Here is a 25,404-nt window from a genome sequence, read left to right as displayed (position 1 = left end):
TCGATGAGCGCGGTCTATCCGGCGTCATAGGCCCGTTGCAGCTCGGCGATTTCAAGCTTGTGCATATCCATCAATGCATTCATGACGCGCGTCGACCGGTCCACGTCCTTGTCCTGCAGCATTTCCATGATCAGCGATGGAACGATCTGCCATGACAGGCCAAACTTGTCCTTGAGCCAGCCGCATGGTCCGGGTTCGCCGCCATCGGCTGTCAGTTTTTCCCAGTAGTAATCGATTTCTTCCTGGTTGGCGCAGTCGACGGTGAGGGACACGGCCTCGGTGAATCTGAACTGCGGTCCGCCATTAAGGGCGAGATATTCCTCGCCTGCCAACTGGAACTTGGCGATCAATACCTTGCCTTCCTTTTCCGGGTCGCTCTTGCCCCAGTGGGTTATTTCAAGAACCTTCGAATCCTTGAAAACCGACAAATAGAACTCAATCGCGTCCTCAGCATTTCCGTCGAACCAAAGGCATGGCGTAATCTTCTGGTTGGCTGGCATCTATCCTTCCTTTCGATTTGAATTCAACCGCTCCGAGGACGAACGAGCATGGGCCGGGCCTACACTTGGCCGATATTTTTTTGCAGAGTCGCAACAGCTATTTACGGACGATTGTTGCCGGCGTTTCTCACCCAACCGAGAACATGAAGCCTTAACGCCGACGAAAGATTGGAATTGCGGTCGCGGGTCTCATCCACTTCGGCAATGAGGCCGGCGATGGTCAGATTGCGGGCTTTGGCGATGTCGAGCAGAAGGTCGTAGAAGGCGTCTTCGAGCGAAAAGCTCGTGCGGTGGCCATGAATGGAAACCGAGCGCTTGCGGACGGCGCTCACGTCTTGTCCGTAGGCACGTCAGCCGGGTCGGCGGCGTCGGGCTTTTCCAGCCTATTGACGTCGAGAAAGCGCGCGGCCTTGTTGGTCTCATCGCGTTCGAATTTCTTTTCGACCTTGGTGCGACCGTACCGGATGCGGTTCTCGGCGGCGTGCTTGTCCTTTGCGTCCTTGGCCCTGCGCTTCTTGACCAGGCGAAGGTTGACGATCTCGCCCACGGCTATTTTTTCTTGCGGAAGGAGTCCAGCGATACGACTGAAGCCGATGATTTCTCGCCGTTTTCCTCAGCAGCTTCGCCGCCTGCCTTTGCAGGCTTCTTCGCTGCCTTGACGGGCGGCTTCGGCTTGGCGCTGGGCGTTGCGACCTTGGGCTTTTCGGGCTGGGCAGGCGCGATGCTGGTGACACCCTGATCATTGTCCCCGACTGTTTCAGCAATCTCGACATCGAATTCAAGTTCGAAATTGACCGAAGGATCATAAAAGCCGCGAATGGCCGAGAACGGCACGACGAGGCGCTCCGGCACGTCGCCGAAGGAGAGGCCAACCTCGAACTGCGTGTCGGTCACCTGCATGTCCCAGAACTGATGCTGCAACACGATCGTCATCTGCTCGGGATATTTCTCGTGCAGCCGGGTCGAGATTCGCACGCCGGGCGCGCCAGTCAGGAAGGTGACGAAGAAATGATGATTGCCCGGGAGACCTGCCTTGGCAACTTCGCCGAGCACTTTGCGGATGACGCCCCGAAGCGCTTCCTGGGCAAGTATATCGTAGCGGATCATATCTTGTGGCATGCATTCTTATCCCATGGATTCACCCCTGCCTGTCAAGCGAAAGGGTGACCGAATTTCGACCATTATGGCGCATGGCTAAAGGAATTGCGACCGCTTGTCAGCACTGCGCTTAAATTTAACGTGATGGGCTGGGCGGATCGTTAAGCGCAGTGAGCGGAGAGGGAAAATGGCGCGCCAATAATGATCAGCCGACAACGGAAAGCGCCGGGCTCGGGCGGTTCGAATCGTTGCCCTGGGGGGCATAGGCGCGAAGGAACGTGCGGACCGCGTTGCGCGACGCGCTCTCCATCTGTTCCTGGCTCGGCGTTTCTCCGAACAGCGTTACCATCTGCAGGTCGGCGTTGACGAGCGCAAGAAACTGGCGCGCGGCGACATCGACATCGTCGATGTCGAGGATAGCTTTGTGGTTGAGGCGGGCGAACAGCGCGGCGAGGGCCATGGTAATCTTGCCCGGCCCATGCTGGCGCCAGGCCTCGAACAGATGCGGATAACGTTCGCCCTCGCTTTGGACAAGCTTGCGCAAAAAGCGCCCGTCCTGATTGCAAAGGCAATTCTCGGTCAAACGTATTGCAAACCCGGTCAGTTCGTTCTCCAGATTGTCACTTTTCTCGGGAAAGGTCGCAAGGACCGAAAAGAGCGCGGCATTGGCCCGGTCCATGACGTCGGCGACGACGGCGGTAAACAGCGTTTCCTTCTCGCGGTAGTGGTTGTAGATGGTCTGGCGGGAAACGTTGGCCTCGACGGCAATTTCGTCGATACTCGCTCCGAAAAAGCCTTCGCGGCAAAACACGTTGGCAGCGGCGTCAAGGATGGAAAGGCGTTTGGCACATTGGCCACGCATGGTGGGCCCCGCGGATTTCAGGGCAACGTCACGATTTGTCATGAATGAAAGATAAGGCGTCTTGACGTTTTAGACAATGGTGTCTAATTTGACACTCGTGTCCAAAATTGTTGACACGCCAATTAACGCGGTACGTGTACTTCCTCCCAAGACTGTGCGCTCCGTCAAACCTCATCCTGATCGCAAGGCACCGCGGAAACAATCCGGTTTCTGCGCCGCAGCTTTTGAAAGATTTGGCATCATGACGACATCCTTCTTTCGCAACGCTCTCATCCTCGGTCTTCTCACTGCGATCGGCCCATTTGCCATCGACATGTACTTGCCGGCCATGCCATCGATCGGCAGGGAACTCGGGGCAGAAAACAGCGCCGTACAGCTGAGCCTACTGGCATTCTTCATTTCCTTTGCAATTTTCCAGTTGTTGTACGGTCCCTTGTCCGACATGTGGGGCCGCAAGGCGCCCCTCTACATAGGCATCGGCCTCTTTGCCGTCGCCAGCATCGGCTGCGCCCTTGCGCAGGATATCGAGACGCTCGTCGCCTTCCGCTTCCTGCAGGGAATTGGCGGCGCCGCCGGGATGGTCATTCCGCGGGCGATCGTCCGTGACATGCACACGGGCGTCCAGGCGGCCCGCCTGATGTCGCTGCTGATGCTGGTCTTTAGCATTTCGCCGATCCTGGCGCCGCTGACGGGCAGTGCCGTCATCGAATTTTACGGTTGGCGCGGTGTTTTCTGGGCGGTGATGATCGCCGCCTTCATCGGCCTTATCCTGCTATCGACTCAGCTCAAGGAAACGCGCCCATCCGAGGCGCGTGCCGAAAGCGGCCTTGGCAGCGCCATGTCGGCCTACCGCCTGCTTCTTGGCGACCGGAATTTCCTGACGCTCACTTTTATCGGCGGCCTCGGCATTTCCAGTTTCCTTGTCTATCTCGCGAACTCGCCATTCGTGCTGATCGATCACTATGGGCTGACGCCAACCCAATACAGCATAGCGTTCTCGATCAATGCCGTGTCGTTCTTTGCTGTATCGCAATTGACCGGCTGGCTCGGCGACCGCTTTGGCCTCGTCCGCGTCATGCGTATGGCGGTCACGGCGTTCGCGCTCACCATGGCGGCGATGGTCGTGGTCATGAGCCTTGGTATCAATCAACTGCCGGTGATGGCGGCGTTCCTCTTTGTTGGATACGGCTTCCTCGGCCTCGTCATCCCGACAACTTCGGTTCTGGCGCTTGAGGACCACGGTGAAATCGCCGGTACGGCGTCGGCGCTGATGGGTATGCTGCATTTCGTCACCTCGGCGATAGCGATGGTCATTGCCGGCGTGTTTTTCGACGGCACGGCCCTGCCGATGGCCATAGGCATCGCTCTTTGTGCGGTTGGCGCTTTCGTTCTTACCCAGGCAACAATCGGCAGGCGCCGCGTCGTTGAGGCGGGAGCCGCTGCCGAATAATTCTGATCCTCCGTCAGAAGCATGCGAAGGCTCCCGGAACGCGCGTTCCGGGAGCCTTTGTCGTCAAGGGACGGCGCCTATGGTTTCGATAAGGAAGGCGACCCGCTCCGAAATCGGCACGCGTGGAACCTCGACGAGCGCATAGCCGCAATCGCTGTAGGCCGAAACCATTGCGTGAAAGGTCCGCTCGGCCTCTTCAAGCGTTTGTTTGCGCTCTGTATCCTGTGTAAATATCTCCGACCACGGCGGCAGAATGAAAACCGTCGGGTTGTAGCGGAATATCCCTGCTGCCTCGCGGACATGGGCGGGAACTTCAAGGCCGCTAAGCTCCAGATAGCCAACAATGTCGGGCACGCCGCGATCGAAGAAGACGAGGTCGGCGCTGTCGGCTGCGCTATCGTAGGATCGCATCTCCCACGACAGCATTAGTTCCGCGAAGATGGCGGGGTCCTTCCATGGCACGGCAGGGCCATCCACTATCTGATGATGGTGGATGATTGCGCGCCCGGCCTCGGTCGAGGTTGCGTATCCGCGCTGGCCAAGGGCTGAGATCAGGCTCGTCTTGCCCGAGCCCGGACCGCCGGTGAGAATGATGAAATTGTTCTGGATGTGTTGCTGCATAAATGCTCCGGCTCGACGGTTGCGGAGACCGCAACTCGTCACGCGTTGACGTCAGGCACAGACTGTAAGATCCGGGCCGATTGAAATTTGGGAATTTGGGGAGTGCGCATGGGCTAGCGCGGGGAGGGTGCACGAGCACCGAATCGAATGCCATCGCTATCATAAGGGCGGCGACGAACCATCGCCACCCCGATTTGCAGTCCGAATTATTCGCGTGCGAGCAGAGCTTCGAGGCGGTCGAAGGCGCTGTTCCAGCCGGTGACATGGCCGTCGCAACTTTCCGCCGTCTCGAAAACGCTCTGGCGGAATGTCATCAGCGTCTTCGCCGCCTGATCTTCAAAGGTGATGTGGACAAGGGTCTCGTTTCCAGGCTTACCGTCCTCCTGGTCCCAGGCAAAGGTGAAGGCCAGTGTTCGATTGGGTACAATCTGCTGGTAGACGCCGCCGTGCCAGAGTTTTTTCCCCGTCGCTGCCGAATCGAGGCACGCGCGCCACTTGCCGCCAACGCGAAAGTCCGCTTCCACCTGGGTTGCCGGATAATCACGCGGACCGAGCCACTGCATCATCCGTTTCGGGTTGGCGAAGGCCGTGAAGACGATGGCAGGCGGCGCATTGAACAGTCGTGTGATGGTAAGGATGCGTCCCGCAGTGTCATTCGTCACGTGGGCCCTATTGGTATCAGCCATCTTGCTCTCCGTTGTTTTGTACTTCGTGCAGATAGTCTTCCAGTCGGTCGAAGCTGCTTTCCCAGAACTGGCGGTAGCGTTCGAGCCAGTCGGTCGCTTCCTTCAAAGGCTTGGCATCGAGGCTGCAGGGTCGCCACTGCGCTTCACGGCTTCGGATCACAAGGCCCGCCCGTTCAAGCACCTTCAGATGTTTGGTAATTGCAGGTCCTGACATGTCGAACGGCTGCGCGAGTTCAGTGACCGAGGTCGTTCCAAGCGACAAGCGTGCCAGGATTGCACGGCGCGTTGGGTCAGCGAGCGCTGAAAATATTGTGTCGAGTCGATCAGGCGTCATCTGGACAAAACCGAATGGTTATTTAACTTTGGAGTTTAGTACACCCTGCGTTGATGGCGGTCAAGCGTCATCGACAAACGAAAACGTCTATCGGGCGCGGTCCTGAGGCGAATATTGTTGAAAGAACAGGGAACAAAGTGGAGGCTTCTGTTGCCAGGTGCCTCCGAACCCCGCCTAGAAGTGCGAACCCCTAGGACTTGATTTGAAGCTATCGCACCGCATTAAGCGGCGAGACGTGCTTCCGCATAGTTGTCGTTTGCAACTACTGAGTTAGCCCGATAACGGTGGTACAATGCCGGGCAAAAGAGCGATCTTTACACCCTTGTCGATCCTGTGTCGCCCCCGCCACAAGGCAGCGTCTCGGCTGCATTGTGGTGGAGGCGCCGGGTACTGCCCCCGGGTCCAATGGGCTTATTGCATCGTCCGTTTATCACCATAGCCGACCGAAGCCGGCACGACTTATATAGGGCCTGATTTGTTGAATTGAAAGAGTGCATTGACTTCAAATCGTTGCTGGGGAATGTTTCGACTTGTATACAGAGTCACCGCCTCATGCGTCGGCCAGTCGCGAGGCGTCTTCAGGTTTCAGGGAGGCTGCAATGCGGGGCATTGCACCCAGCAAGCAGGGGAATTTCCATGACTGACTATTTGAAGGATGTACGCCATTACGACGCAGCTGCCGATGAGGCGACTGTTGCCAAGATCGTCAAGCACCTCGGCATTGCCCTGCGCAACCGCGACTCGTCTCTGGTATCCTGCACGGACCCTGATGAACTCAAGCGGGTACGTACCAACTGGGTAGAAAAGAAACTTGGCCTCACCGACACCGCCAAGGCGGAAGCCGCGATCGAGTCTGTTTGTGCGGCCATGAAGGCTGACAACACCAAGAGCCGTGTCACCTTCTACTATTTGACGGCGAAAGCACTCGGCGCCCTCGGAAGCCTCTGATCCACGCTTTCCTGATCGATGTGAAATCCCTGGCCGTGCGCCGGGGATTTTGCGTCAGGAGGCCGCGCGGCCGGCGACTTCAAATCGCTCCAGCCTATAAGGCGCGAGGCGTTCATCTACAGCCTGCGTCATGATTTCGCCGCCGACCATGGTTCCTACCAAGGGGGCGAGGGTGACACCTGAATGCATGACGGCAATGTAAAGGCCGTCGCAACCTTCTGGCCGGCCAATGACGGGAAATCCGTCCGCAGGCGTCGGGCGATATCCTATCGTGTGAAACTCAAGGGCAATATCGTCTGCATCCCGAAACATTGCCTTGACCTTGGCGAAGAGAGCTTCCGCGGTTTGGCCAGGATCGTCGCCGGGCTCGCTTCCCGCGAAATCGCTGCCGGCAATGATGCGCCCGGCCGCCGTCTGACGCATGTGGACTTCTGGCGCAATCACCAATCCATTCAATCTCTGCCGTGTCGGCTTGGAATGAACTATCAAACCGGGCGGCGTCTCAAGCGGCACTGTAACGCCGACAGACGCCGCAAGCTTGGTAACAGCGGCTCCGGCGGTGAGCACCACCATGTCGGCCGTCATTTCACCGGAAGAGGTCCGGACGCCGGTAATACGCCCACCTTCCTCGCGCAGGGCGGTGACGGTCACATTGTCGATCAACGTTGCGCCGTGGGCTCGCGCATCGGCAAGCAGTATGCGCGCGGCGTCGACCGGCTCGACTGCGCCTTCCTCCGCAACGGCAACCGCGAAGTCCGGATGTTCTGCGAGGTTTGGCTCCAGATTGGAAGCCTCAGCACGGCCAACGTGCCTGATATCGTAGCCCCAGCGTCCGTGCTCGGTCAGATAGGCATGCAATTCATCAGGCGCGAGGTCCCAGCACAGGCTGCCGCACCAGCGTAGCGGCATGTCCGGCAATTGCGATGCAAGCTGCCGCCACTCAGCCATCGCGCTACGTCGCAGCCGGAAATAGGGTTCCGGATTGCCCCAGGTCGCGTTGATCCAGGCGAAGGAGGCAGCGGTCGCAACGCCGCCCGCGTGCTCGTAGAGCACGGTGACTTCAGCGCCGGCTTTCGCCAGCGAGCGGGCAATTGATGCGCCGATAATGCCGGCGCCGACGACGATAATTTTCATGGACCTCATTTGCTCTCGAAATTGCGACGGCTGGGATCCGTCCTGTGGAGAAAACCGGCAAAGACATCGCCGGATGCCGCATCCGACACTTGGGGTAGCAGCCGGCCCACTTCACCGCGATGTTAGCTGCCATGGGTAATCACATGCGCCAGCATCTCTTCGCGGGACATACGCCCCGGCTTGCCGTCGGTGAATTGGAATGCCACGATTTCCGACAGTTCTGCAGAAGTGACATTGCGCATGTAACCGATGTACCACGCGTCAGTCTCGCGCACATCGGAGAATAATCGATCTGCGGCAGGCACGCCGTCCGGCTCATTGGTGCTGTAGGAATGGCTTCGTCCCTTAAGATGCGCCATGAAGATTCGATCGACGATATGAGCGTGATTGAGCGTGCTCAAGGCCGTGCGATAGGAAGGAGAATTTTCATCACCGATCTCGAGCATCGCCCGATAGAGCGTATCATTTGCCCAAGCCTTATACTCAAAAAGGGATTTGAGAAGAACCTGTGAACTCATTGTAAACCTCGTCTGCGCAATACGCTGTTTTGTAATGGATTAAAGTATTTTCCACTGATGCTTGTGTCTCTCTTGCTATTCAATCAAATTCAAAATGACGTGTCATCAAAAAGTGGATGTCGATTTCACCTCAGACAAATCGAATCTATCAGAGCTTTGATGCTCATACGCGAGGCTTATGCCCTCATGCGCTCTGAAGCCGGGATACTGTGGATTGGCGAAAGCGATGGTTTTTCGCCGGTCGAATCTGCTAAGAAGGAGGCATGCGCACTTATCTCGATCTTCTCCAGCATGTCCTGGACACAGGCGTCGACCGCGGCGACCGGACCGGTACCGGGACACGTTCCGTGTTCGGCTACCAGATGCGGTTTGATCTTTCGGCAGGCTTCCCGCTGCTGACGACGAAGAAGCTCCACCTCAAGTCCATTATCCATGAGTTGCTGTGGTTTCTCGAGGGCGATACCAACATCGCCTATTTGAATGAGCACGGTGTCACCATCTGGGATGAGTGGGCCGATGAGAACGGCGACCTTGGGCCGGTATACGGCTACCAGTGGCGTTCCTGGCCGGCCGCCGATGGGCGGCACATCGACCAGATTGCCAATGTGGTCGAGGCGATAAAGACCAACCCGCATTCGCGGCGCCTGATTGTTTCGGCGTGGAATCCGGCGCTTGTCGACGAGATGGCCCTGCCGCCATGCCATTGCCTGTTCCAGTTTTACGTTTCGGATGGAAAGCTTTCCTGCCAGCTCTACCAGCGCTCGGCCGATATTTTCCTGGGCGTACCCTTCAACATCGCCTCCTACGCGCTGCTGACGATGATGGTGGCGCAGGTAACAGGCCTGAAGCCCGGCGATTTTGTCCACACGCTTGGCGATGCGCATCTCTATTCGAACCATTTCGAACAGGCCAGGTTGCAGCTTGGCCGAACGCCCGGTCCCCTGCCGAAGATGCACATCAATCCGGCGGTAACGGACCTCTTTGCCTTCAAATATGACGATTTCCGTCTGATAGATTACGTCGCCGAATCCAGCATAAAGGCGCCGATCGCCGTTTAGGTTTTTTCGTCGCGGGTGCTCATTAAGAACGGACGATGTCAGCATGATCAGTTTCGTGGTTGCAATTGCCGAAAACGGCGTCATCGGACGAGAGAACGGCCTGCCTTGGCGGCTGTCCTCGGATCTGAAGCGCTTCAAGGCGACGACAATGGGCAAGCCTATCATCATGGGCCGCAAGACCTGGGATTCGCTCGGCCGCCCGTTGCCCGGACGCACCAATATCGTCGTAACGCGCGACGCTGCCTTCGGAGTCGATGGCGTCATTGCGGTTCGCTCCGTCGATGAAGCGCTGGTCGTGGCCGGCAGTCATGCCTCTGCCGACAAGGTCGACGAGATCTGCATCATTGGTGGGGGCGAAATCTTTCGCCAGACCTTGAACCGCGTCGACCGGCTCTACGTGACCTGGGTGCTCGCTGACATCGATGGCGACGTGCACTTTCCGCCGATCGATCCCAAGATCTGGGCCGAGGTTTCCAGCGAGGAATTCCCGGCTGGCGAGAAGGACAATTATCCGACGCGGTTTGCCGTCTACGAGCGCCGCTGAGCGCGCGTATAAACTGCGCGCGATATGAAAATATCGTGATAAGGAACCATAATCGTTCGGCTTTTTACCAAATTCGCGCGAAATCCGGCCGCGCGCGTTGAAAGCGTGCCCTGCCATCCCTATAAACGGGACATCGTGACAGTGGGAGGAAGCCAAGGGGTTGGCGTTTTCCTTCAAAATATGAGGTAGGAATGCCCTGGAGTAATCAGAACGGCGGCGGCGGCCCATGGGGTGGCGGCGGTAACAATAGTGGTGGTGGGGGTCCATGGGGCCAGAAGCCGCAAGGGGGCGGTGGCGGTAATCCGCCGGACCTCGAAGACATACTCCGTCGCGGTCAGGATCGTTTGCGTCAGGCTCTGCCTGGGCGTTCCGGCGGCAGCCCTGCTTTTTGGGGGATTGCAGCCCTCGTTCTCGTTGCTTTCTGGCTTTTCCAGTCGGTCTATACGGTGCAGCCGGATGAGCGCGCGGTTGAACTGCGCTTCGGCAAGCCGAAGCCCGATATCGCCGAACCTGGCCTGCATTTCCATTTCTGGCCGATCGAATCCTATGAAAAGGTCGAGATCGTCGAAAAACAGAAGAACATCGGCGGTCAGGGCGCACGCGGCGCCAAGGAAGGCCTGATGCTATCGGGCGACCAGAATATCGTCGACGTCCAGTTCTCCGTGCTCTACCGCGTTTCCGATCCTGTCGCCTATCTCTTCCATGTCGAAAACCCGGAGAATCTGGTGCAGCAGGTGTCCGAGAGCGCCATGCGCGAGATCGTCGGCCGCAGTCCGGCGCAGGACATTTTCCGTGACAATCGTGCGGGCATTGCCAACGACGTGCGCGGTATTATCCAGAAGACGCTCGACGATTATGGCGCTGGCATGCAGATCAATGCCGTATCGATCGAGGATGCGGCACCGCCGCGCGAGGTCGCCGATGCCTTCGATGAAGTGCAGCGCGCCGAGCAGGACGAAGACCGTTTTGTCGAAGAATCGAACCAGTATTCCAACCAGAAGCTCGGTCAGGCCCGCGGTGAGGGCGCACAGATCCGCGAAGATGCGGCCGCTTACAAGAACCGTATCGTGCAGGAAGCCCAGGGTGAGGCGCAGCGCTTTACCTCAGTCTACGATCAATATGTGAAGGCGCCGGAGGTTACCCGCAAGCGTCTGTTCCTCGAAACAATGGAGCGTGTCCTGAAGGACTCCAATAAAGTGATTGTCGATCAGAGCGGCCAGGGCGTCGTTCCTTACCTGCCTCTGACGGAACTGACCAAGCAGCAGCAGCGTCCGGCAGCCGAGGGGGCGAAGCAATGACCCAGAACCGCCTCCCCATCATCGTCGGCCTCATCGCCCTTGTCGCCTTGCTGGTCTATTCGTCGATTTTCGTCGTTCGCGCCGGCCAGCAGGCAATCGTCCTGCGCTTCGGCCAGATCGTCGACGTGAAATCCGACCCCGGCATCTATTTCAAACTGCCGTTCGGCTTTCTGGAAGCCGACAATGTCCAGATGATCGAAGATCGTCTCCTGAGCTTCGAACTCGACAATATCCGCGTGCAGGTCTCCGGCGGCAAGTTCTACGAAGTCGATGCCTTCCTCGTTTACCAGATCACCGACCCGCGTAAGTTCCGGCAGACCGTGTCGGGTGACGTTACACTGGCGGAAGCCCGCCTGCGTACCCGTCTCGATGCCTCGTTGCGTGGTGTCTATGGTTTGCGCGGTTTCGAGGCTGCGCTGTCTGATGAGCGCGCCGGCATGATGCATGAGGTACGTGAACAGCTGCGTCCCGATGCGGAATCGCTTGGCCTTAAGATCACCGACGTACGTATACGACGGACTGATCTCACCCAGGAAGTCTCGCAGCAGACCTTCGACCGGATGAAGGCGGAGCGCCTTGCGGAAGCCGAACGCCTGCGCGCCCGCGGCCGTGAAGCAGCCCAGCGAATCAAGGCGATCGCCGACCGCCAGGTGGTCGAGATCATTGCCGAAGCCCGCAAGGAATCGGAAATCATGCGAGGCGAGGGCGAAGGTGAGCGCAGCCGCGTCTTTGCCGAAGTGTTCTCCAAGGATCCGGATTTCTTCTCGTTCTACCGGTCGATGACGGCCTATGGCACCGCTCTCGACAATACTGGAACGACGATGGTGCTTTCGCCCAATTCCGAGTTCTTCCGCTATTTCCAGGACTCGAATGGAAACCTTCCTCCGGTGAGCGGCGCCACCTCGCCGGCGCCGGCCGCTCCTGCGCCTGCCCCGCAATAGGGGCAGGCTCTCATGGTAGACTTTCTCGATGCCGTAGGGCTGTTCCTCGTGTTCGAGGGCGTGCTCTACGGCTGTTTTCCCGTGGTAGCCAAGCGCGTCGCACGCGACGTCAGCGAGCAGCCTGACGGGTTCCTGCGGATCGCCGGCGTGGCGGCGGTGGCGATCGGTGTTGCCATCGTCTGGCTTGCACGCGGATAAGTGGTCAAGGCCGCCGTTCATCAAACCTTTGTGTCGGCGGCCATATTTTTGTCTACTCTCACCGTTCTGTTGTATTATTTCCACGTTAACCGATAGGGGACCGAACGCATGGTTCTAAACACTGGTCGCACCTCCTTCCGTTCCACCACGGCAGCAGCGGCGCTGATTGCATTGGTTGCAGCGGGCGCTACTCCCTTGTCTGTCAATCACGCATTTGCGCAGGCGCAGGCGGCGCCGGTACCGAACAGCCTGCAGCCGCGGGCTCAAGGTCCAGCTTCGGTCGCTGATCTTGCCGAAGGGCTTCTTGACGCCGTGGTCAACATTTCGACGTCCCAGACCGTCAAGGGTCAGGATGGCGAGTCAGGTCCGGTACCCATGCCGAAGGTTCCGGAAGGCTCGCCCTTCCAGGAATTCTTCGATGAGTATTTCGGCAAGCAGAAGCCCGGACAGAACAATCCCTCGCATCAGGTCCAGTCGCTCGGCTCCGGCTTTGTGGTGGATGCAGCGCAAGGCATCGTCGTCACCAACAACCACGTGATCGCCGACGCCGACGAGATTGAAGTCAATTTCAACGACGGCTCGAAGCTCAAGGCAGAACTCGTCGGCAAGGACACGAAGACTGATCTTGCCGTGCTGAAGGTCGATCCGAAGAAACACAAGCTCGTTGCTGTCAAGTTCGGCGATTCCGCCAAGACGCGGATCGGCGACTGGGTTATGGCCATCGGCAATCCGTTCGGCCTCGGTGGCACGGTTACGCTCGGCATTGTCTCGGCGCGCAATCGCGATATCAATTCCGGACCCTACGACAACTTCATCCAGACGGATGCGGCCATCAACCGGGGCAATTCCGGTGGCCCGCTGTTTGACATGTACGGTGAGGTGATCGGCATCAACACTGCGATCATTTCCCCGACCGGCGGGTCGATCGGCATCGGCTTTGCCATTCCGGCAGAGCTTGCCTCCGGCGTCATCGCCCAGTTGCGCGAGTTCGGCGAAACGCGCCGCGGCTGGCTTGGCGTGCGCATTCAGCCGGTGACCGACGAGATTGCCGAAAGCCTCGGCATGCCGTCGAGCAAGGGCGCGCTCGTCGCCGGGATCATCGATGGCGGCCCCGTCGCCGATGGTTCGATTCTTGCCGGCGACGTGATCACGCGTTTCGACGGCAGGGACGTCAACAATGTCAAGGACCTGCCGCGCGTGGTCGCGGAGAGCCCGGTTGGCAAGGAAGTCGATGTCGTCGTCATCCGCAAGGGCAAGGAGCAGACCGTCAAGGTCAAGCTCGGCAGGCTCGAAGATACCGATCAGCAGGCCAAGAAGGATGACCAATCCAGTCAGGGCGAGGATAACAATGCCCTGCACGGCGTCGATGTCCTCGGCATGACCCTCGGGTCGCTCGACGATGACAGCCGGAAGTCGTTCGGCATCGCCAAGGAAGTGCAGGGTGTTCTCGTCACCGAAGTGCAGAAAGACTCGATTGCCGCCAACAAGCGTATCGAAGCCGGCGACGTCATAGTCGATATCGCGCAGGAAACGGTTTCGACGCCTGAGGACGTCGCGGCGCGCATCGAAAAGCTGCGCGACGAGGGCCGCAAGAACGCGCTGCTCATGCTGGCTTCAAAAACCGGCGAGTTGCGGTTCGTTACACTGCAGATGAATTGATGGAGCGCGGCGGGCTTGGCCGCCGCCTCAAATCACGAAATCCGTCTTGCGGTAACCCTGCACGTAAAGCAGCGCCGTCAGGTCACCATGGTCGATGCGAACGCGTGTCTGCTCGGCAACGACAGGCTTGGCGTGAAGCGCAACGCCGGTTCCGGCAAGCTGCAGCATGCCGAGATCGTTGGCCCCGTCGCCCACGGCAATCGCCTCACTTGGCGACAGGTTGAAACGGTCGCAGATCGATTTCAAGGCGGCAACCTTCGCCTCGCGGCCAAGAATGGGCTCCCGGACTTCGCCGGTCAGCATCTTTCCGTCGTCAAGCAATGTATTGGCGCTGTTTTCGTGAAAGCCGATCATATCGGCTATGCGCTGGGTGAACACCGTGAAGCCGCCGGAAACGAGGGCGGTATAGGCGCCGAATTTCTTCATCGTCCGCACCAGTTCAGGACCGCCCGGCATCAGCGTGATGCGGCTGGCAATGACCTTGTCGATGACACTGTAGGGGAGGCCCTTCAAGAGCAAAACACGTTCGCGCAAGGCTGGCTCGAAGGAGATCTCCCCGTTCATTGCCCTTGCCGTGATGGCCGCAACCTTGTCGCGCAGGCCTGCTTCCTCGGCGAGTTCGTCGATGCATTCCTGCTGGATCATGGTGGAGTCCATGTCAGCAATCAGGATCTTTTTGCGCCGTGCATTCTGGTCCTGCACCATGATATCGATGGGGCTGCCGCCGAGCGCATCCGCAAGCAGCGCATGGGCTTCGGCCGGATCGGTGCCATCTTTCAGCGCAATATCGCAGGCGATTCCATCGGCCAGCCAATAAACACCTGTTGCATTGACCGCCGCCGAGGCTTTAATCCCGAGCGAAGGCGAAAGGCCCGCCATGGCGGGATTTGCGATGAGGGTGGCCATCAAAGGCATGGGACAATTTCCGATCGGGCGGTTGATGTGACAAGACAGGCGATCCTGATAGCTGGACCGACGGCAAGCGGCAAGTCGGCGCTTGCGCTTCGTTTGGCAAGGGAAGCGGGCGGGGTGATCGTCAACGCCGATTCAATGCAGGTCTACGACGTATTGAACCTTCTGACGGCGCGGCCGAGTGCCCACGATCTCGAGATCGCGCCACATTATCTATACGGCCATATTTCGCCTGCATTTGCCTATTCGACCGGCCGTTGGCTTGCAGATGTCGAGGCGCTGCTGGGGCGTCCGGAACTGTCAGACAAGCCTGTCGTATTTGTGGGCGGCACAGGACTTTATTTCCGGGCGCTTTTGGGCGGGCTCTCGGCCATGCCGGATATTCCCGCAGAAATCAGAGCGCACTGGCGGCGTCAGGACGCGGAGCACGGAGCCAACAAATTGCATGCGATCCTTGCCGGGAAGGACCCACTGGCTGCATCGATCTTACGGCCCTCGGACAGCCAAAGGATTGTGCGTGCGCTGGAGGTTATCGATGCATCGGGCCGTTCTATCGTCGATTGGCAAAAGGAGACCGGACGCCCGCTGATCGATCCCCGGACGACGCGCAAGATCGTCATCGATCCGGACAGGGCGTGGCTCGGCGAGCGCATTGCCATGCGCTTTCAAACCATGATGACATCGGGCGCGATCGAGGAGGTCTCCCAACTGCTGGCCCTGCAACTGCCAAACGAATTGCCTGCGATGCGGGCGATCGGCGTCAAGGAGATCGCGGAAGTCATTGAAGGCCGGTCGAGCGCCGAGGAAGCGGCCAATCGCGCCATTGTCGCCACGCGCCAATATGCCAAGCGGCAAATGACGTGGTTTCGCAACCAGCTCGGCGACGATTGGGAGCGCCTGGCCTATCCTTGATCAGGGCTTGTCGGTGCGGAAGGTGCGGATGAGATCGCTGGCCCGGAAACGTTCGCTACTTTCCTGCTGCAGCTTGGCTTGCTCGTCATTGCGCATCGCCGCATCGAGCGTCCGCCATTGCGCGCGCACGGGATCTGTCGCGACTGGTGGTTGAGGACGTGGCGCTGCAAACGATTGCGGCGTCGCGTGAGCCATTATCCCATCCAGATCGTCGAAGTCGCTGTCGTCGCCACTGTTGTTTTCCGCCGCATTGAGCTGGCGCATGCGCGTCAGGATCATGTCGAGCGAAACATGTGTATCGCCAAGCCGGGACGATTGCTGGGTCCTTGCCATGTGCGCGGCAGGCAATTGATCCGGCGCAATCGTCTCGAACATCATGCGCATCGGGGTCGGAACAGCTTCCCCAAAGGCTATGGCCTCGCGATTGGCGATGGATGAAAGAAACCCGATCGTACTCTGCGACGCGCCGGTTATGGCGCCGCGGATGATTTCCTGGTCGCGCTCATTGCCGAGCCGCATGGCGAAGACCGTGCTGCACTGAGACAGGATCGTCGGGTCGAGTTCGCCCGGGCGCTGCGTGATGACGGCAAGATAGACGCCGTATTTGCGTCCCTCCTTGGCAATGCGGGCAACGGCCTGGCGGGTCGGCCAGAAACCGCCATTCGGATCGGCGGGAATATAGCGATGCGCTTCTTCGCACACGACAAGGGTCTGCACGCGCCCGTCGCTCGAAAGTGCAAGGTCAAACGCCAGGCGGCATAGCACCGACGCAACGGAGTTCACGACTTCGGATGGCAGGCCGGCCAATTGGAAAACGCAGATCGGCCGGTCGTTCTTCGGTATGCGGAATATGTGGCCGATCGTCTGGCGCATCGTGTCCATGGTCGTCGGCGCCGAGAACATGAAGCGGTAGCGCGGATCGGCGACAAGCGCCTGCAAGCGCTGCTTTAGCGCTTTCATCGTCGGCCGGTCCGGCTTGCCTTCGAGCTGGCCGATACGCTCATCAATAAGCTTTATCAGGTCGGTGATCCGGTACGGCGAGGGCGTATCGGCCGTCATGGAAGAATAATCGCGGTCCTTTTTGAGGAGCGATGCGCTGGTAGTCCCTTCCGCGCTGGCAAAGCGCTCCTTGGCGAGCGGGATCAGATCACGCAATATATCGACTTCCGCTGCAACCGATGGGCGTCCGCGGAAGACTGCCTCGGCGAATTCCTCCAGCCGGAATAGCCAGTAGGGCAGGTCGAATGTTGTGTAATCGATCGAAATGGCGTGCTCGGGAAACGCACTTGAAAATTCATTGTGCGGATCGAGGATCAGGACGCGCAGATCGGGACGCTGGGCGATAATCTTGCGCAGGAGCAGCGAGACTGCACTAGACTTGCCGACGCCGGTGCTGCCGAGGACGGCAAAATGGCGCGATACGAGGCTGTCGATGGAGATCAGGGCGGGAATATCGGCATTTTGCGACAGGTGACCGACCGACACGGTGTTGGTCATCGTAGCGTTGTAGATTGCCGCGAGGTCTTCCGAGCGAATACGGTGCCCCACCGCTCCCATATAGGGATAGGTGGCGATGCCGGAGGAGAACCGCAGCGTCCCGTCGCTGAGCGTATCGACCTGCCCGACGAGTTCGATGTGGACGTGAATGATCTGGTCTTCGCCAGGTTCCCATTGGGCGTTGGGAAGATCGACCTTGTAGACAAGGCCGACAACGCGGCTGTGAGCGACCTGTATCGAGATGAGCTGGCCTACCGTCCAGTAGTCCTCCGACGCAGAGACGGACGGTCCGGACTTCGCATGGATGATCGCCTTTTCGCCGTTGCACTCGATGACATGACCGTCGGTTCGATTGCGAAGGAAGGGACGGGGCTGCTGGGAAGGCAAAGCTTCTGAACTCATTGGCGGCGTTCAATCCTGGGCGAGGAGGAATACTGATATCGTTCACAACAACCCTAAGCTGAGACGCATTGAGATTATGTTAGCCCGGTAGTTTGCATTTGAACGATATGCGCAGGCGCCTTGCCTCAATCGCGATTCATTTGCCAAATCCCTGCATTTTTGCCGTTGACGGATGGAAAATGCCAAATTATCGTCCGCGACCATGAAAACAGTTCTTATCGTCGTGGGATCGCGCATGGGCAGGGTGTTGTAAGCACCCGGCGAAAGCTCCCATGCGCGAAACACAGGCTCCTTCGGGGGCCTTTTTTATTACCAGCATCTCAGTTAAACGAAATCATCTTCTGAAGGGCCGAGAGCCACAGGATCGAACGGGAAGAGACCGATGACCGCAGAAAAACAGGATAGTGACAGCCACGCATCGCAACGACGCGAAATGACCGGCGCCGAAATGGTCGTCCAGGCGCTTATCGACCAGGGCGTCAAGGATATTTTCGGTTATCCGGGCGGTGCTGTCCTTCCGATCTATGACGAGCTCTTCCAGCAGGACAAGATCAATCACATCCTCGTGCGCCATGAGCAGGGCGCGGGCCATGCGGCCGAAGGTTACGCCCGCTCGACGGGCACGGTCGGCGTCATGCTGGTAACCTCGGGTCCCGGCGCGACGAATGCGGTGACGCCGCTGCAGGATGCGCTGATGGACTCGATCCCGCTTGTCTGCATCAGCGGCCAGGTTCCAACCAGCCTGATCGGCTCCGACGCGTTCCAGGAATGCGATACGGTCGGCATCACGCGCCCCTGCACCAAGCACAATTGGCTGGTCAAGGACGTCAACGATCTGGCGCGCGTACTGCACGAAGCCTTCCACGTCGCCAAGACCGGGCGGCCCGGTCCGGTTCTCGTCGACATTCCGAAGGACGTCCAGTTCGCGACCGGCATGTATACGCCGCCGGAAACCGCGCCGCGCACCAGCTACAACCCTAAGGTCCAGGGCGATATCGAGGCGATCAAGCAGGCGGTTGCGCTGCTCGCCTCCGCGAAGCGTCCGGTCATCTATTCGGGCGGCGGCGTCGTCAACTCCGGCGATGAAGCCAGCAGGCTTTTGCGCGAACTCGTGGAGATCAGCAATTTCCCGATCACATCGACGCTGATGGGCCTTGGCGCCTATCCGGCATCGGGCAAGAACTGGCTCGGCATGCTCGGCATGCATGGCACCTACGAAGCCAACATGGTCATGCACGATTGCGATGTCATGCTGAATATCGGCGCGCGTTTCGACGACCGCATCACCGGCAGGCTCAACGCCTTTTCGCCGAACTCGAAGAAGATTCATATCGATATCGATCCGTCTTCGATCAACAAGTCCGTTCGCGTCGATATTCCGATCATTGGCGATGTCGCCAACGTTCTTGAAGACATGGTGCGCCTGATGCGCGCCTCGTCGGTCCAGCCGGACAAGAAGGCGATCGGCGAATGGTGGTCGCAGATCGACAAGTGGCGCGCACGCAAATCGCTGTCCTATACGCGAAACAAGGACGTGATCATGCCGCAACATGCGCTGGAGCGTCTCTACGCGCTGACGAAGGATCACGACACCTACATCACGACCGAGGTCGGCCAGCACCAGATGTGGGCGGCGCAGTTTTACGGCTTCGAAAAGCCCAACCGCTGGATGACGTCCGGCGGGCTCGGGACAATGGGTTATGGCCTGCCGGCGGCGCTGGGCGTGCAGATCGCGCATCCGAATTCACTGGTCATCGATATTGCCGGCGATGCTTCGGTGCAGATGACGATGCAGGAGATGAGCGCGGCGGTGCAGTACAACGCGCCGATCAAGATCTTCATCCTCAACAACCAGTACATGGGCATGGTGCGCCAATGGCAGCAACTGCTGCACGGCAACCGGCTGTCGCATTCCTATACGGAAGCCTTGCCTGATTTCGTCAAGCTGGCGGAGGCCTATGGCGGGCACGGAATACGCTGCGAGAAGCCAGGCGACCTCGATGATGCGATCCAGGAAATGCTCGACGTCAAGAAGCCGGTTCTCTTCGATTGCCGCGTTGCAAATCTTGCCAACTGCTTCCCGATGATCCCGTCGGGCAAGGCGCACAATGAAATGCTGCTGCCCGATGAAGCAACGGACGAAGCGGTCGCCAATGCCATCGATGCCAAGGGCAGGCAGCTCGTTTAACCGAACCGGAGAAAGAAATATCATGAACGCGCAAAACCTTGCCTCCGGCTCGGCCTACTTCATCGCCAAGGAGACCGAACTACCGGTAACGACGGTCCTATCGGTACTCGTCGACAATGAGCCGGGCGTCCTTGCCCGGGTGATCGGACTCTTTTCCGGACGCGGCTACAACATTGAAAGCCTTACGGTTTCGGAGACGGAGCACGAGCAGCACCTGTCGCGCATCACCATCGTGACGCGCGGCACGCCGCATGTGCTCGACCAGATTCGCCACCAGCTCGAGCGCATCGTGCCGGTGCATCGTGTCGTCGACCTGTCGGTACGTGCAGGCGAGCTTGGCAATGAAAAGCCGATCCAACGCGAACTCGCCCTGGTAAAGGTTGCCGGTTTCGGCGACAATCGCAATGAGGCGCTGCGCCTCGCGGAGGCATTCCACGCCAAGGTCGTGGACGCCACTGTCGAGCATTTCATTTTTGAGATAACCGGCAAAGGCTCGAAGCTTGACCAGTTCATCGCCATCATGAAGCCGATCGGCCTCGTCGAGATCTGCCGCACGGGCGTGGCTGCGATGAATCGCGGCGCACAAGGCATGTAATCTCCAATGGAATGGCTCCAAATGTCAGGGATGCGCAATTGTATCCCTGACAAGATACGCGTTGAGCCGGATATCGAGCGGCCATATAGTTTGGGCCATTCATTTATACTCCATTTATACATGGTTAGATCATGACGCTCGAAATTTTCCTGACGCTGCTCGTCTTTGCCTTTGTCACCTCCATAACCCCCGGTCCGAACAATCTGATGCTGCTGACATCGGGTGTGAATTTCGGTTTCAGGCGGACGATTCCGCACATGTTCGGGATCGGCAGCGGGTTCTTCACCCTGCTTATCGCGGTAGGGCTGGGCCTCGGCGCGCTCATCCACAATTTTCCGCTGGTATACACTGCCCTCAAGTTCGCCGGCGGGGCCTACCTCGTCTACCTTGCCTACAAGATCGCGACATCGCGGTCGCTTGGCACGGTCGACAGCAATGCACGGCCGATGACGTTTTTCGAAGCCGCTGCGTTCCAATGGATCAACCCTAAAGCCTGGGTCATGGCCGTTACCGCCATGGCGACCTACACCTCGTCGGATGCCTATCTGCTGACGGTTCTCATCGTCGGTATCGCTTTTGCCATCGTCAACGTCCCTTCGGTGTCGAGCTGGGCAGCGTTCGGCCAGATGATGCGGGGATGGCTCGCCGATCCCGTCCGGCTTAAATGGTTCAACATCACGATGGCGCTTCTCCTCATTGCGAGCCTCTGGCCAATGCTGAAGTGAGCTTGCACCGGGGCAGGAAAAGGTCTTAAGATTTTTCCATGGCACACGATCACCCCGAGCATCACCCCGACAACGAACTCGATCCCATGGCCGCGCGCGTGCGGGCGCTCGAGACGATCCTGACAGAGAAGGGTCTCGTCGATCCGAAGGCCATCGATGCGATCGTCGATACCTACGAGACGAAAGTCGGCCCGCGCAATGGGGCGAGAGTGGTCGCGAAGGCCTGGTCCGACCCGGAATTTGCCGGTTGGCTGCAACGCGACGCGACCGAAGCAATTGCCTCGCTCGGCTATGCCGGGCGCCAGGGCGAACATATGCAAGCGGTGTTCAACACCTCCGATACGCATAACCTTGTGGTCTGCACCTTGTGCTCCTGTTATCCGTGGTCGGTGCTCGGCTTGCCGCCAGTATGGTACAAGGCGCCGCCCTATCGCTCGCGGGCAGTGATCGATCCGCGCGGCGTGCTTGCGGAGTTCGATGTCATTCTGCCCGAGACGACGAAGATCCGCGTTTGGGATTCGACTGCCGAACTGCGCTACCTCGTTGTCCCCCTGCGTCCGGCTGGTACCGAGGGTTTCGGCGAGGAACAGCTCGCGGAACTCGTCACACGCGATTCGATGATCGGCACCGGGCTGGCACTGACCCCGGAGGCGGCATGAACGGCCCGCAGGATCTCGGCGGGCAAATGGGATTCGGCCCGGTTGCGCCGGAAAAGGACGAGCCGCTGTTTCATGCGGAATGGGAAAAGCGCGCGCTCGGCCTGACAATAGCCGCCGGGGCAATGGGGCATTGGAACATTGATGAAAGCCGGCACACGCGCGAAAGCCTGCACCCTGCCGATTATTATTCGTCCACCTATTATGAAATCTGGATAAAGGCGCTCGAGCGATTGCTGCAGCGCCATGGTTTCGTGTCGGCCGAGGAACTTGGCAAGGGTCATGCCGCGGGCAAGGGCACGGAGCCGAAACGTGTCCTCAAGGCGGAGAACGTCGCGGCGGCCCTGGCGAAGGGTGGACCCTGCGATCGGCCGATGACCGCGCAGCCGCGCTTTTCGGCGGGTGACAGGGTGCGAACACATAATTTCAATCCGCAGACGCATACGCGGCTGCCGCGCTACGCCCGCGGCAAGGCAGGAGTCGTCGAGGCTGTGTGGGAGGGCTTCGTCTTTCCGGACACCAACGCCCACGGCAAGGGCGAGAATCCGCAATTCGTTTATACAGTGACCTTTCCGGCTGCGGAGATTTGGGGCGACGGGGCCGACCCGACGCTGACAATCAGTATCGATGCCTGGGAGAGCTATCTTGAGCCTGCGTGACCTGATCACGCACTCCAAGGGTCTTCCGTCGCAGGATGGCAGTCCTGTCTTTGCCGAGCCATGGCAGGCCGAGGCATTTGCCATGGTTGTTGCCTTGCACGACAGGGGCCTGTTTACCTGGGATGAATGGGCGCATGCGCTCTCGGCTGAATTGAGGCGCCCTGGCGCGCTGGAGGACGCCAGCGATTACTATCATTGCTGGCTTGAGGCCCTGGAAACCCTTGTCGTCACCAAGAATGTTGCGGCAAGAAGCGAAGTAGAAGCGCTTGCGGCATCCTGGCAACGCGCCGCCCACGCGACGCCGCACGGCGAGCCCATCAGACTTGAAAACGACCCGGATCGATCCTGAAATGATGATTTCCCTGAACCTGCGCCGGAAGGCGTTTCTCCTTCTTGCGTGCGCAATGCTTGTTCTTGGCGGCGCCGCCATGGCGCAGGAAGACAATTGGCCAACGTCCAGCGAAGACGATTTGCGCAAGCTTATCACTGGGGCGACGCTGACGGGCGAAGTGAAGGCCGAGCCGCCGTTCAACTTCAGTGAATTCCTTGCCTCCGACGGAAAGTCGCGCGGCAAGATGATCGAATGCTGCAAGCCTGAGCAGGTCGTCAGCAACGGCATGTCCTATGCGGGCGAGTGGACGCTGGAAAAGGACAATCTGTGCGTTACCTATGAAGGTGAAGCGGACAAGATCTGCTGGCGCCTCCAGGTGAAGGGCGACCGGTTTCGCATGACCGACCAGAAATTCGGTCGGGTCGGCGAGGGGCAGATCCGGGCGGGAAATCCCGATAATCTATAGTATAAGCCGATACCGCGGCATTTTCCTTGCCCTTTGGCGGCGAATCCTGTCAGTCAGACCCATGCAATTATCTCCGCAACAGGACGAAGCGCTACGAGCGGTTTCGACATGGCTGAAGGAAGGGCGACGGCCGATCTTTCGCCTGTTCGGCTATGCCGGCACCGGCAAGACAACGCTCGCCCGCTATTTCGCCGAACATATCGATGGCGACGTCCAGTTTGCAGCCTTTACCGGTAAAGCGGCGCAGGTGCTGTGCTCGAAAGGCGCGGCCAATGCACGGACGTTGCATTCGCTGATTTACCGGCCGCGCGGCGAAGAGGCTGTCGAAGACCAGACGACGGGTAAGACCAGTATCGCGCCGACTTTTTCGTTGAACCGGCAAAGCCCCGTCGCCAAGGCCAAGCTCATCGTCGTCGACGAATGCTCAATGGTTGACGAACAGCTTGGCAAGGATCTGCTGAGTTTCGGCACGCCCATTCTTGTTCTCGGCGATCCCGGGCAGTTGCCGCCGATCTCGGGCGGCGGGTTCTTCACCGAGCACGAGCCGGATTTTCTCCTGAGCGAGATTCACCGGCAGGCGCGCGATAATCCGATCATACGGCTGGCACTTGACGTGCGCGAAGGTCGCGAATTCGGCTATGGCGACTATGGCGCGGCCAAGGTCATCTCCAAGACCGACGTGACCCAGGACCTCGTGCTTGGCGCCGACCAGGTGCTGGTCGGAACGAACCGCACGCGCCGCCGCTACAACCAGCGCTTGCGCGAACTCAAGGGCTTTTCCGCCGCCTTTCCGCAGGCTGGCGACAAGCTGGTTTGCCTGCGCAACGACCCGGCCAAGGGGTTGCTCAATGGCTCGCTGTGGAAGGTTATGACCTCGTCGCGCGAGACCGTGAAGCCGGGCATCAACCTTCTCGTTTCACCCGAAGACGAGGAACCGGGCAGGGGCGTTGCCAAGATCAAGCTCCTTAAGGCGCAGTTCGATGACCCCGACGCCGAAATTCCATGGCAGACGAAAAAGCGCTTCGACGACTTCGACTATGGCTATGCGCTGACGACCCACAAGGCACAGGGTTCGCAATGGGATGATGTCGTGCTCTTCGACGAAAGCTTTGCATTCCGCGATACCCGCGAGCGCTGGCTCTATACGGCCATCACCCGCGCTGCCGAGCGGTTGACGGTTGTCCGGTAGGGCAGACCATGCGTCCGTGACATGGATCGTTCAAATTTCGATCGGGCCTTGAACGAATTACCAATGTCTTATGTCGTATTTCTCAGATAGAACTGTGTGAGACGTTCCTGCGTGGAAATTCGACGATGACTGCAACACTCTCCGTCAACCTCAACGCTATTGCGATGCTGCGCAACCGCCGCGACCTGCCATGGCCGAGCGTGACCGGCCTCGGGCGCATAGCGCTGGCGGCCGGAGCGTCTGGGCTGACGGTTCACCCGCGACCGGACGAGCGCCATATACGATTCTCGGATCTGCCCGAGATTCGTGCGCTCATCGACGATGAGTTTCCCGATGCGGAGTTCAACATAGAAGGCTATCCGACGGCGGAGTTTCTCGAACTCGTCGCCAGGAATGAGCCGGAACAAGTGACCCTCGTTCCCGACGATCCATCGCAAGCTACGTCAGATCACGGTTGGGATGTCGTCGCGAAGGCAGATTATCTGCGCCCGATCATCGCCGGGCTGAAAGAGCGGGGCGCGCGCGTTTCCCTGTTCATCGATCCCGATCCGGAAGCGCCGGCTGGCGCGCAGGCACTCGGGGCTGACCGCGTCGAACTCTACACTGGTCCCTATGGTGGCGCCTTCGACGATCCGCGCCGTGCGGCCGCAGAGCTTTCGAAGCTGGAAGTCACCGCTGCGGCAGCTGCGAAGGTGGGAATAGCGGTCAATGCCGGACACGACCTGACCGTCGCCAACCTGCCGCCTCTGGTCAAGAAAGTGCCAAATCTGGTTGAAGTTTCAATAGGTCATGGCCTGACCGCCGACGCTTTGACCCACGGAATGTCGCGCTCTGTGGAAAGATTCCTCGATGCGCTACGAGCTTAGCCCCTTGATAAGGGTGAGCGATTTGATTTGCCATGCGTTTTTGCATACCGTGAGTCTAGAGCTATGAAGAAATGGCGATTGATATTGCGATGCAACACGGCTAACTCGTCCGCCCACGCTGTCAGAGCGAGGAAAAAATTGCATGAGTGACCAGCAA

General features: G+C 59.0%; 30 protein-coding genes and 1 other RNA gene. 18 read left to right on the top strand and 13 right to left on the bottom strand.

Going from position 1 to position 25,404, the window contains the following annotated elements:
- Positions 1-14: 14 nt before the first annotated feature.
- From BM074_RS12130 to BM074_RS12110, 5 genes are all read right to left on the bottom strand, one after another.
- The gene (locus tag BM074_RS12130; RefSeq protein ID WP_027231868.1) at positions 15-500 is read right to left on the bottom strand and encodes a VOC family protein; all 486 of its coding nucleotides are present in this window, start codon (positions 498-500) and stop codon (positions 15-17) included.
- Positions 501-601: 101 nt separating this feature from the next.
- Positions 602-832 carry a ribbon-helix-helix domain-containing protein gene (locus tag BM074_RS12125; protein WP_027231867.1) on the bottom strand — a complete coding sequence of 77 codons (231 nt, stop codon included), beginning with the start codon at positions 830-832 and terminating at the stop codon, positions 602-604.
- Positions 829-1,047 carry a DUF4169 family protein gene (locus BM074_RS12120; RefSeq protein WP_091922241.1) on the bottom strand — a complete coding sequence of 73 codons (219 nt, stop codon included), beginning with the start codon at positions 1,045-1,047 and terminating at the stop codon, positions 829-831. The genes BM074_RS12125 and BM074_RS12120 overlap by 4 nt, the downstream gene beginning before the upstream one ends.
- Positions 1,048-1,049: 2 nt before the next feature.
- A complete protein-coding gene (locus tag BM074_RS12115) occupies positions 1,050-1,619 on the bottom strand; it encodes an SspB family protein (RefSeq protein WP_027231866.1) in 570 nt (189 codons plus the stop codon).
- A 184-nt stretch (positions 1,620-1,803) separates the two neighbouring features.
- Positions 1,804-2,460, bottom strand: coding sequence for a TetR/AcrR family transcriptional regulator (locus BM074_RS12110; RefSeq protein WP_244532823.1), 657 nt, complete (start codon positions 2,458-2,460; stop codon positions 1,804-1,806).
- A gap of 241 nt (positions 2,461-2,701) precedes the next feature.
- Between BM074_RS12110 and BM074_RS12105 the strand changes: the two genes are divergently transcribed.
- Positions 2,702-3,910 carry a multidrug effflux MFS transporter gene (locus BM074_RS12105; RefSeq protein WP_091922239.1) on the top strand — a complete coding sequence of 403 codons (1,209 nt, stop codon included), beginning with the start codon at positions 2,702-2,704 and terminating at the stop codon, positions 3,908-3,910.
- A 63-nt stretch (positions 3,911-3,973) separates the two neighbouring features.
- Here BM074_RS12105 and BM074_RS12100 read toward each other — a convergent pair whose 3' ends face one another.
- From BM074_RS12100 to ssrA, 4 genes are all read right to left on the bottom strand, one after another.
- Positions 3,974-4,531: an AAA family ATPase gene (locus tag BM074_RS12100; RefSeq protein ID WP_091922238.1), complete on the bottom strand. Its 558-nt coding sequence runs from the start codon at positions 4,529-4,531 to the stop codon at positions 3,974-3,976.
- 206 nt (positions 4,532-4,737) lie between these two features.
- On the bottom strand, positions 4,738-5,217 hold the full coding sequence (locus BM074_RS12095; RefSeq protein WP_091922237.1) for an SRPBCC family protein: 480 nt from the start codon (positions 5,215-5,217) through the stop codon (positions 4,738-4,740).
- On the bottom strand, positions 5,210-5,551 hold the full coding sequence (locus BM074_RS12090; protein WP_027231862.1) for an ArsR/SmtB family transcription factor: 342 nt from the start codon (positions 5,549-5,551) through the stop codon (positions 5,210-5,212). The genes BM074_RS12095 and BM074_RS12090 overlap by 8 nt, the downstream gene beginning before the upstream one ends.
- 136 nt (positions 5,552-5,687) lie before the next feature.
- Positions 5,688-6,044: a transfer-messenger RNA gene (ssrA, locus tag BM074_RS12085) on the bottom strand.
- 143 nt (positions 6,045-6,187) lie between these two features.
- Between ssrA and BM074_RS12080 the strand changes: the two genes are divergently transcribed.
- The gene (locus BM074_RS12080) at positions 6,188-6,499 is read left to right on the top strand and encodes a DUF2853 family protein (protein WP_027231861.1); all 312 of its coding nucleotides are present in this window, start codon (positions 6,188-6,190) and stop codon (positions 6,497-6,499) included.
- Positions 6,500-6,553: 54 nt separating this feature from the next.
- On the opposite strand, the gene BM074_RS12075 is transcribed toward BM074_RS12080, so the two are convergent.
- Together BM074_RS12075 and BM074_RS12070 are read right to left on the bottom strand one after the other, a co-directional pair.
- The gene (locus BM074_RS12075) at positions 6,554-7,642 is read right to left on the bottom strand and encodes an NAD(P)/FAD-dependent oxidoreductase (RefSeq protein ID WP_091922235.1); all 1,089 of its coding nucleotides are present in this window, start codon (positions 7,640-7,642) and stop codon (positions 6,554-6,556) included.
- A 113-nt stretch (positions 7,643-7,755) separates the two neighbouring features.
- Complete coding sequence (locus tag BM074_RS12070; protein ID WP_244532821.1) at positions 7,756-8,151, bottom strand: DinB family protein; 396 nt, start codon at positions 8,149-8,151, stop codon at positions 7,756-7,758.
- A 263-nt stretch (positions 8,152-8,414) separates the two neighbouring features.
- On the opposite strand from BM074_RS12070, the gene BM074_RS12065 reads away from it, so the two are divergent.
- The 6 genes from BM074_RS12065 (at position 8,415) to BM074_RS12040 (ending at position 13,849) form a co-directional block, all read left to right on the top strand.
- Positions 8,415-9,209, top strand: coding sequence for a thymidylate synthase (locus BM074_RS12065; RefSeq protein WP_027231859.1), 795 nt, complete (start codon positions 8,415-8,417; stop codon positions 9,207-9,209).
- 43 nt (positions 9,210-9,252) lie between these two features.
- Complete coding sequence (locus BM074_RS12060; RefSeq protein WP_091922233.1) at positions 9,253-9,753, top strand: dihydrofolate reductase; 501 nt, start codon at positions 9,253-9,255, stop codon at positions 9,751-9,753.
- Between the two features lie 191 nt (positions 9,754-9,944).
- Positions 9,945-11,051, top strand: coding sequence for an FtsH protease activity modulator HflK (gene hflK / locus BM074_RS12055; protein WP_091922231.1), 1,107 nt, complete (start codon positions 9,945-9,947; stop codon positions 11,049-11,051).
- Positions 11,048-11,992: a protease modulator HflC gene (locus BM074_RS12050; RefSeq protein WP_091922229.1), complete on the top strand. Its 945-nt coding sequence runs from the start codon at positions 11,048-11,050 to the stop codon at positions 11,990-11,992. Before hflK ends, BM074_RS12050 begins: the two co-directional genes overlap by 4 nt.
- Before the next feature lie 12 nt (positions 11,993-12,004).
- Positions 12,005-12,190 carry a DUF2065 domain-containing protein gene (locus BM074_RS12045; protein WP_027231855.1) on the top strand — a complete coding sequence of 62 codons (186 nt, stop codon included), beginning with the start codon at positions 12,005-12,007 and terminating at the stop codon, positions 12,188-12,190.
- Between the two features lie 108 nt (positions 12,191-12,298).
- On the top strand, positions 12,299-13,849 hold the full coding sequence (locus tag BM074_RS12040) for a DegQ family serine endoprotease (protein WP_091922228.1): 1,551 nt from the start codon (positions 12,299-12,301) through the stop codon (positions 13,847-13,849).
- A 27-nt stretch (positions 13,850-13,876) separates the two neighbouring features.
- On the opposite strand, the gene serB is transcribed toward BM074_RS12040, so the two are convergent.
- The gene (gene serB / locus BM074_RS12035) at positions 13,877-14,764 is read right to left on the bottom strand and encodes a phosphoserine phosphatase SerB (protein WP_091922226.1); all 888 of its coding nucleotides are present in this window, start codon (positions 14,762-14,764) and stop codon (positions 13,877-13,879) included.
- A gap of 27 nt (positions 14,765-14,791) precedes the next feature.
- Between serB and miaA the strand changes: the two genes are divergently transcribed.
- Positions 14,792-15,673, top strand: coding sequence for a tRNA (adenosine(37)-N6)-dimethylallyltransferase MiaA (miaA, locus tag BM074_RS12030; protein WP_091922224.1), 882 nt, complete (start codon positions 14,792-14,794; stop codon positions 15,671-15,673).
- Here miaA and BM074_RS12025 read toward each other — a convergent pair whose 3' ends face one another.
- A complete protein-coding gene (locus tag BM074_RS12025) occupies positions 15,674-17,572 on the bottom strand; it encodes an ATP-binding protein (protein ID WP_091922223.1) in 1,899 nt (632 codons plus the stop codon).
- Between the two features lie 382 nt (positions 17,573-17,954).
- Between BM074_RS12025 and BM074_RS12020 the strand changes: the two genes are divergently transcribed.
- The 9 genes from BM074_RS12020 (at position 17,955) to BM074_RS11980 (ending at position 25,247) form a co-directional block, all read left to right on the top strand.
- Entirely contained in the window at positions 17,955-19,760 is a 1,806-nt protein-coding gene (locus BM074_RS12020; protein ID WP_091922221.1) for an acetolactate synthase 3 large subunit, read from the top strand.
- Positions 19,761-19,782: 22 nt separating this feature from the next.
- Positions 19,783-20,355: an acetolactate synthase small subunit gene (gene ilvN, locus BM074_RS12015; protein WP_027231850.1), complete on the top strand. Its 573-nt coding sequence runs from the start codon at positions 19,783-19,785 to the stop codon at positions 20,353-20,355.
- Between the two features lie 131 nt (positions 20,356-20,486).
- Positions 20,487-21,080: a LysE family translocator gene (locus BM074_RS12010; RefSeq protein ID WP_027231849.1), complete on the top strand. Its 594-nt coding sequence runs from the start codon at positions 20,487-20,489 to the stop codon at positions 21,078-21,080.
- A gap of 38 nt (positions 21,081-21,118) precedes the next feature.
- Positions 21,119-21,739: a nitrile hydratase subunit alpha gene (nthA, locus tag BM074_RS12005; protein ID WP_091922219.1), complete on the top strand. Its 621-nt coding sequence runs from the start codon at positions 21,119-21,121 to the stop codon at positions 21,737-21,739.
- On the top strand, positions 21,736-22,395 hold the full coding sequence (nthB, locus tag BM074_RS12000; RefSeq protein ID WP_091922218.1) for a nitrile hydratase subunit beta: 660 nt from the start codon (positions 21,736-21,738) through the stop codon (positions 22,393-22,395). The genes nthA and nthB overlap by 4 nt, the downstream gene beginning before the upstream one ends.
- On the top strand, positions 22,388-22,744 hold the full coding sequence (locus BM074_RS11995) for a nitrile hydratase accessory protein (RefSeq protein WP_280139082.1): 357 nt from the start codon (positions 22,388-22,390) through the stop codon (positions 22,742-22,744). The genes nthB and BM074_RS11995 overlap by 8 nt, the downstream gene beginning before the upstream one ends.
- A 1-nt stretch (position 22,745) precedes the next feature.
- Positions 22,746-23,192, top strand: a complete 447-nt coding sequence (locus tag BM074_RS11990) for a hypothetical protein (protein WP_036814422.1) — start codon at positions 22,746-22,748, stop codon at positions 23,190-23,192.
- A 61-nt stretch (positions 23,193-23,253) separates the two neighbouring features.
- Positions 23,254-24,381: an ATP-dependent DNA helicase gene (locus BM074_RS11985; RefSeq protein ID WP_091922215.1), complete on the top strand. Its 1,128-nt coding sequence runs from the start codon at positions 23,254-23,256 to the stop codon at positions 24,379-24,381.
- A gap of 125 nt (positions 24,382-24,506) precedes the next feature.
- Positions 24,507-25,247, top strand: coding sequence for a pyridoxine 5'-phosphate synthase (locus tag BM074_RS11980; protein ID WP_091922213.1), 741 nt, complete (start codon positions 24,507-24,509; stop codon positions 25,245-25,247).
- Positions 25,248-25,404: the final 157 nt, after the last annotated feature.

It is taken from the genome of Phyllobacterium sp. CL33Tsu (assembly GCF_900113985.1).
In the GTDB taxonomy this organism is placed as follows: domain Bacteria; phylum Pseudomonadota; class Alphaproteobacteria; order Rhizobiales; family Rhizobiaceae; genus Phyllobacterium; species Phyllobacterium pellucidum.
The sequence above is the reverse complement of the archived record's forward strand: the minus strand, read 5'-3'. Positions and strand labels throughout refer to the sequence as shown.

Coding starts and splice junctions, on each gene's coding strand:
- BM074_RS12095 (WP_091922237.1), bottom strand. CDS start 5,217: ATGGCTGATACCAATAGGGCCCACGTGACGAATGACACTGCGGGACGC.
- nthA (WP_091922219.1), top strand. CDS start 21,119: ATGGCACACGATCACCCCGAGCATCACCCCGACAACGAACTCGATCCC.
- BM074_RS12020 (WP_091922221.1), top strand. CDS start 17,955: ATGACCGCAGAAAAACAGGATAGTGACAGCCACGCATCGCAACGACGC.
- ilvN (WP_027231850.1), top strand. CDS start 19,783: ATGAACGCGCAAAACCTTGCCTCCGGCTCGGCCTACTTCATCGCCAAG.
- serB (WP_091922226.1), bottom strand. CDS start 14,764: ATGCCTTTGATGGCCACCCTCATCGCAAATCCCGCCATGGCGGGCCTT.
- BM074_RS12100 (WP_091922238.1), bottom strand. CDS start 4,531: ATGCAGCAACACATCCAGAACAATTTCATCATTCTCACCGGCGGTCCG.
- hflK (WP_091922231.1), top strand. CDS start 9,945: ATGCCCTGGAGTAATCAGAACGGCGGCGGCGGCCCATGGGGTGGCGGC.
- BM074_RS11990 (WP_036814422.1), top strand. CDS start 22,746: ATGATGATTTCCCTGAACCTGCGCCGGAAGGCGTTTCTCCTTCTTGCG.
- BM074_RS12080 (WP_027231861.1), top strand. CDS start 6,188: ATGACTGACTATTTGAAGGATGTACGCCATTACGACGCAGCTGCCGAT.
- BM074_RS12075 (WP_091922235.1), bottom strand. CDS start 7,642: ATGAGGTCCATGAAAATTATCGTCGTCGGCGCCGGCATTATCGGCGCA.
- BM074_RS12065 (WP_027231859.1), top strand. CDS start 8,415: ATGCGCACTTATCTCGATCTTCTCCAGCATGTCCTGGACACAGGCGTC.
- BM074_RS12070 (WP_244532821.1), bottom strand. CDS start 8,151: ATGAGTTCACAGGTTCTTCTCAAATCCCTTTTTGAGTATAAGGCTTGG.
- BM074_RS11980 (WP_091922213.1), top strand. CDS start 24,507: ATGACTGCAACACTCTCCGTCAACCTCAACGCTATTGCGATGCTGCGC.
- BM074_RS11985 (WP_091922215.1), top strand. CDS start 23,254: ATGCAATTATCTCCGCAACAGGACGAAGCGCTACGAGCGGTTTCGACA.
- BM074_RS12090 (WP_027231862.1), bottom strand. CDS start 5,551: ATGACGCCTGATCGACTCGACACAATATTTTCAGCGCTCGCTGACCCA.
- nthB (WP_091922218.1), top strand. CDS start 21,736: ATGAACGGCCCGCAGGATCTCGGCGGGCAAATGGGATTCGGCCCGGTT.
- BM074_RS12105 (WP_091922239.1), top strand. CDS start 2,702: ATGACGACATCCTTCTTTCGCAACGCTCTCATCCTCGGTCTTCTCACT.
- BM074_RS12060 (WP_091922233.1), top strand. CDS start 9,253: ATGATCAGTTTCGTGGTTGCAATTGCCGAAAACGGCGTCATCGGACGA.
- BM074_RS12050 (WP_091922229.1), top strand. CDS start 11,048: ATGACCCAGAACCGCCTCCCCATCATCGTCGGCCTCATCGCCCTTGTC.
- BM074_RS12040 (WP_091922228.1), top strand. CDS start 12,299: ATGGTTCTAAACACTGGTCGCACCTCCTTCCGTTCCACCACGGCAGCA.
- BM074_RS12010 (WP_027231849.1), top strand. CDS start 20,487: ATGACGCTCGAAATTTTCCTGACGCTGCTCGTCTTTGCCTTTGTCACC.
- BM074_RS12115 (WP_027231866.1), bottom strand. CDS start 1,619: ATGCCACAAGATATGATCCGCTACGATATACTTGCCCAGGAAGCGCTT.
- BM074_RS12130 (WP_027231868.1), bottom strand. CDS start 500: ATGCCAGCCAACCAGAAGATTACGCCATGCCTTTGGTTCGACGGAAAT.
- BM074_RS12045 (WP_027231855.1), top strand. CDS start 12,005: ATGGTAGACTTTCTCGATGCCGTAGGGCTGTTCCTCGTGTTCGAGGGC.
- BM074_RS12025 (WP_091922223.1), bottom strand. CDS start 17,572: ATGAGTTCAGAAGCTTTGCCTTCCCAGCAGCCCCGTCCCTTCCTTCGC.
- BM074_RS12110 (WP_244532823.1), bottom strand. CDS start 2,460: ATGCGTGGCCAATGTGCCAAACGCCTTTCCATCCTTGACGCCGCTGCC.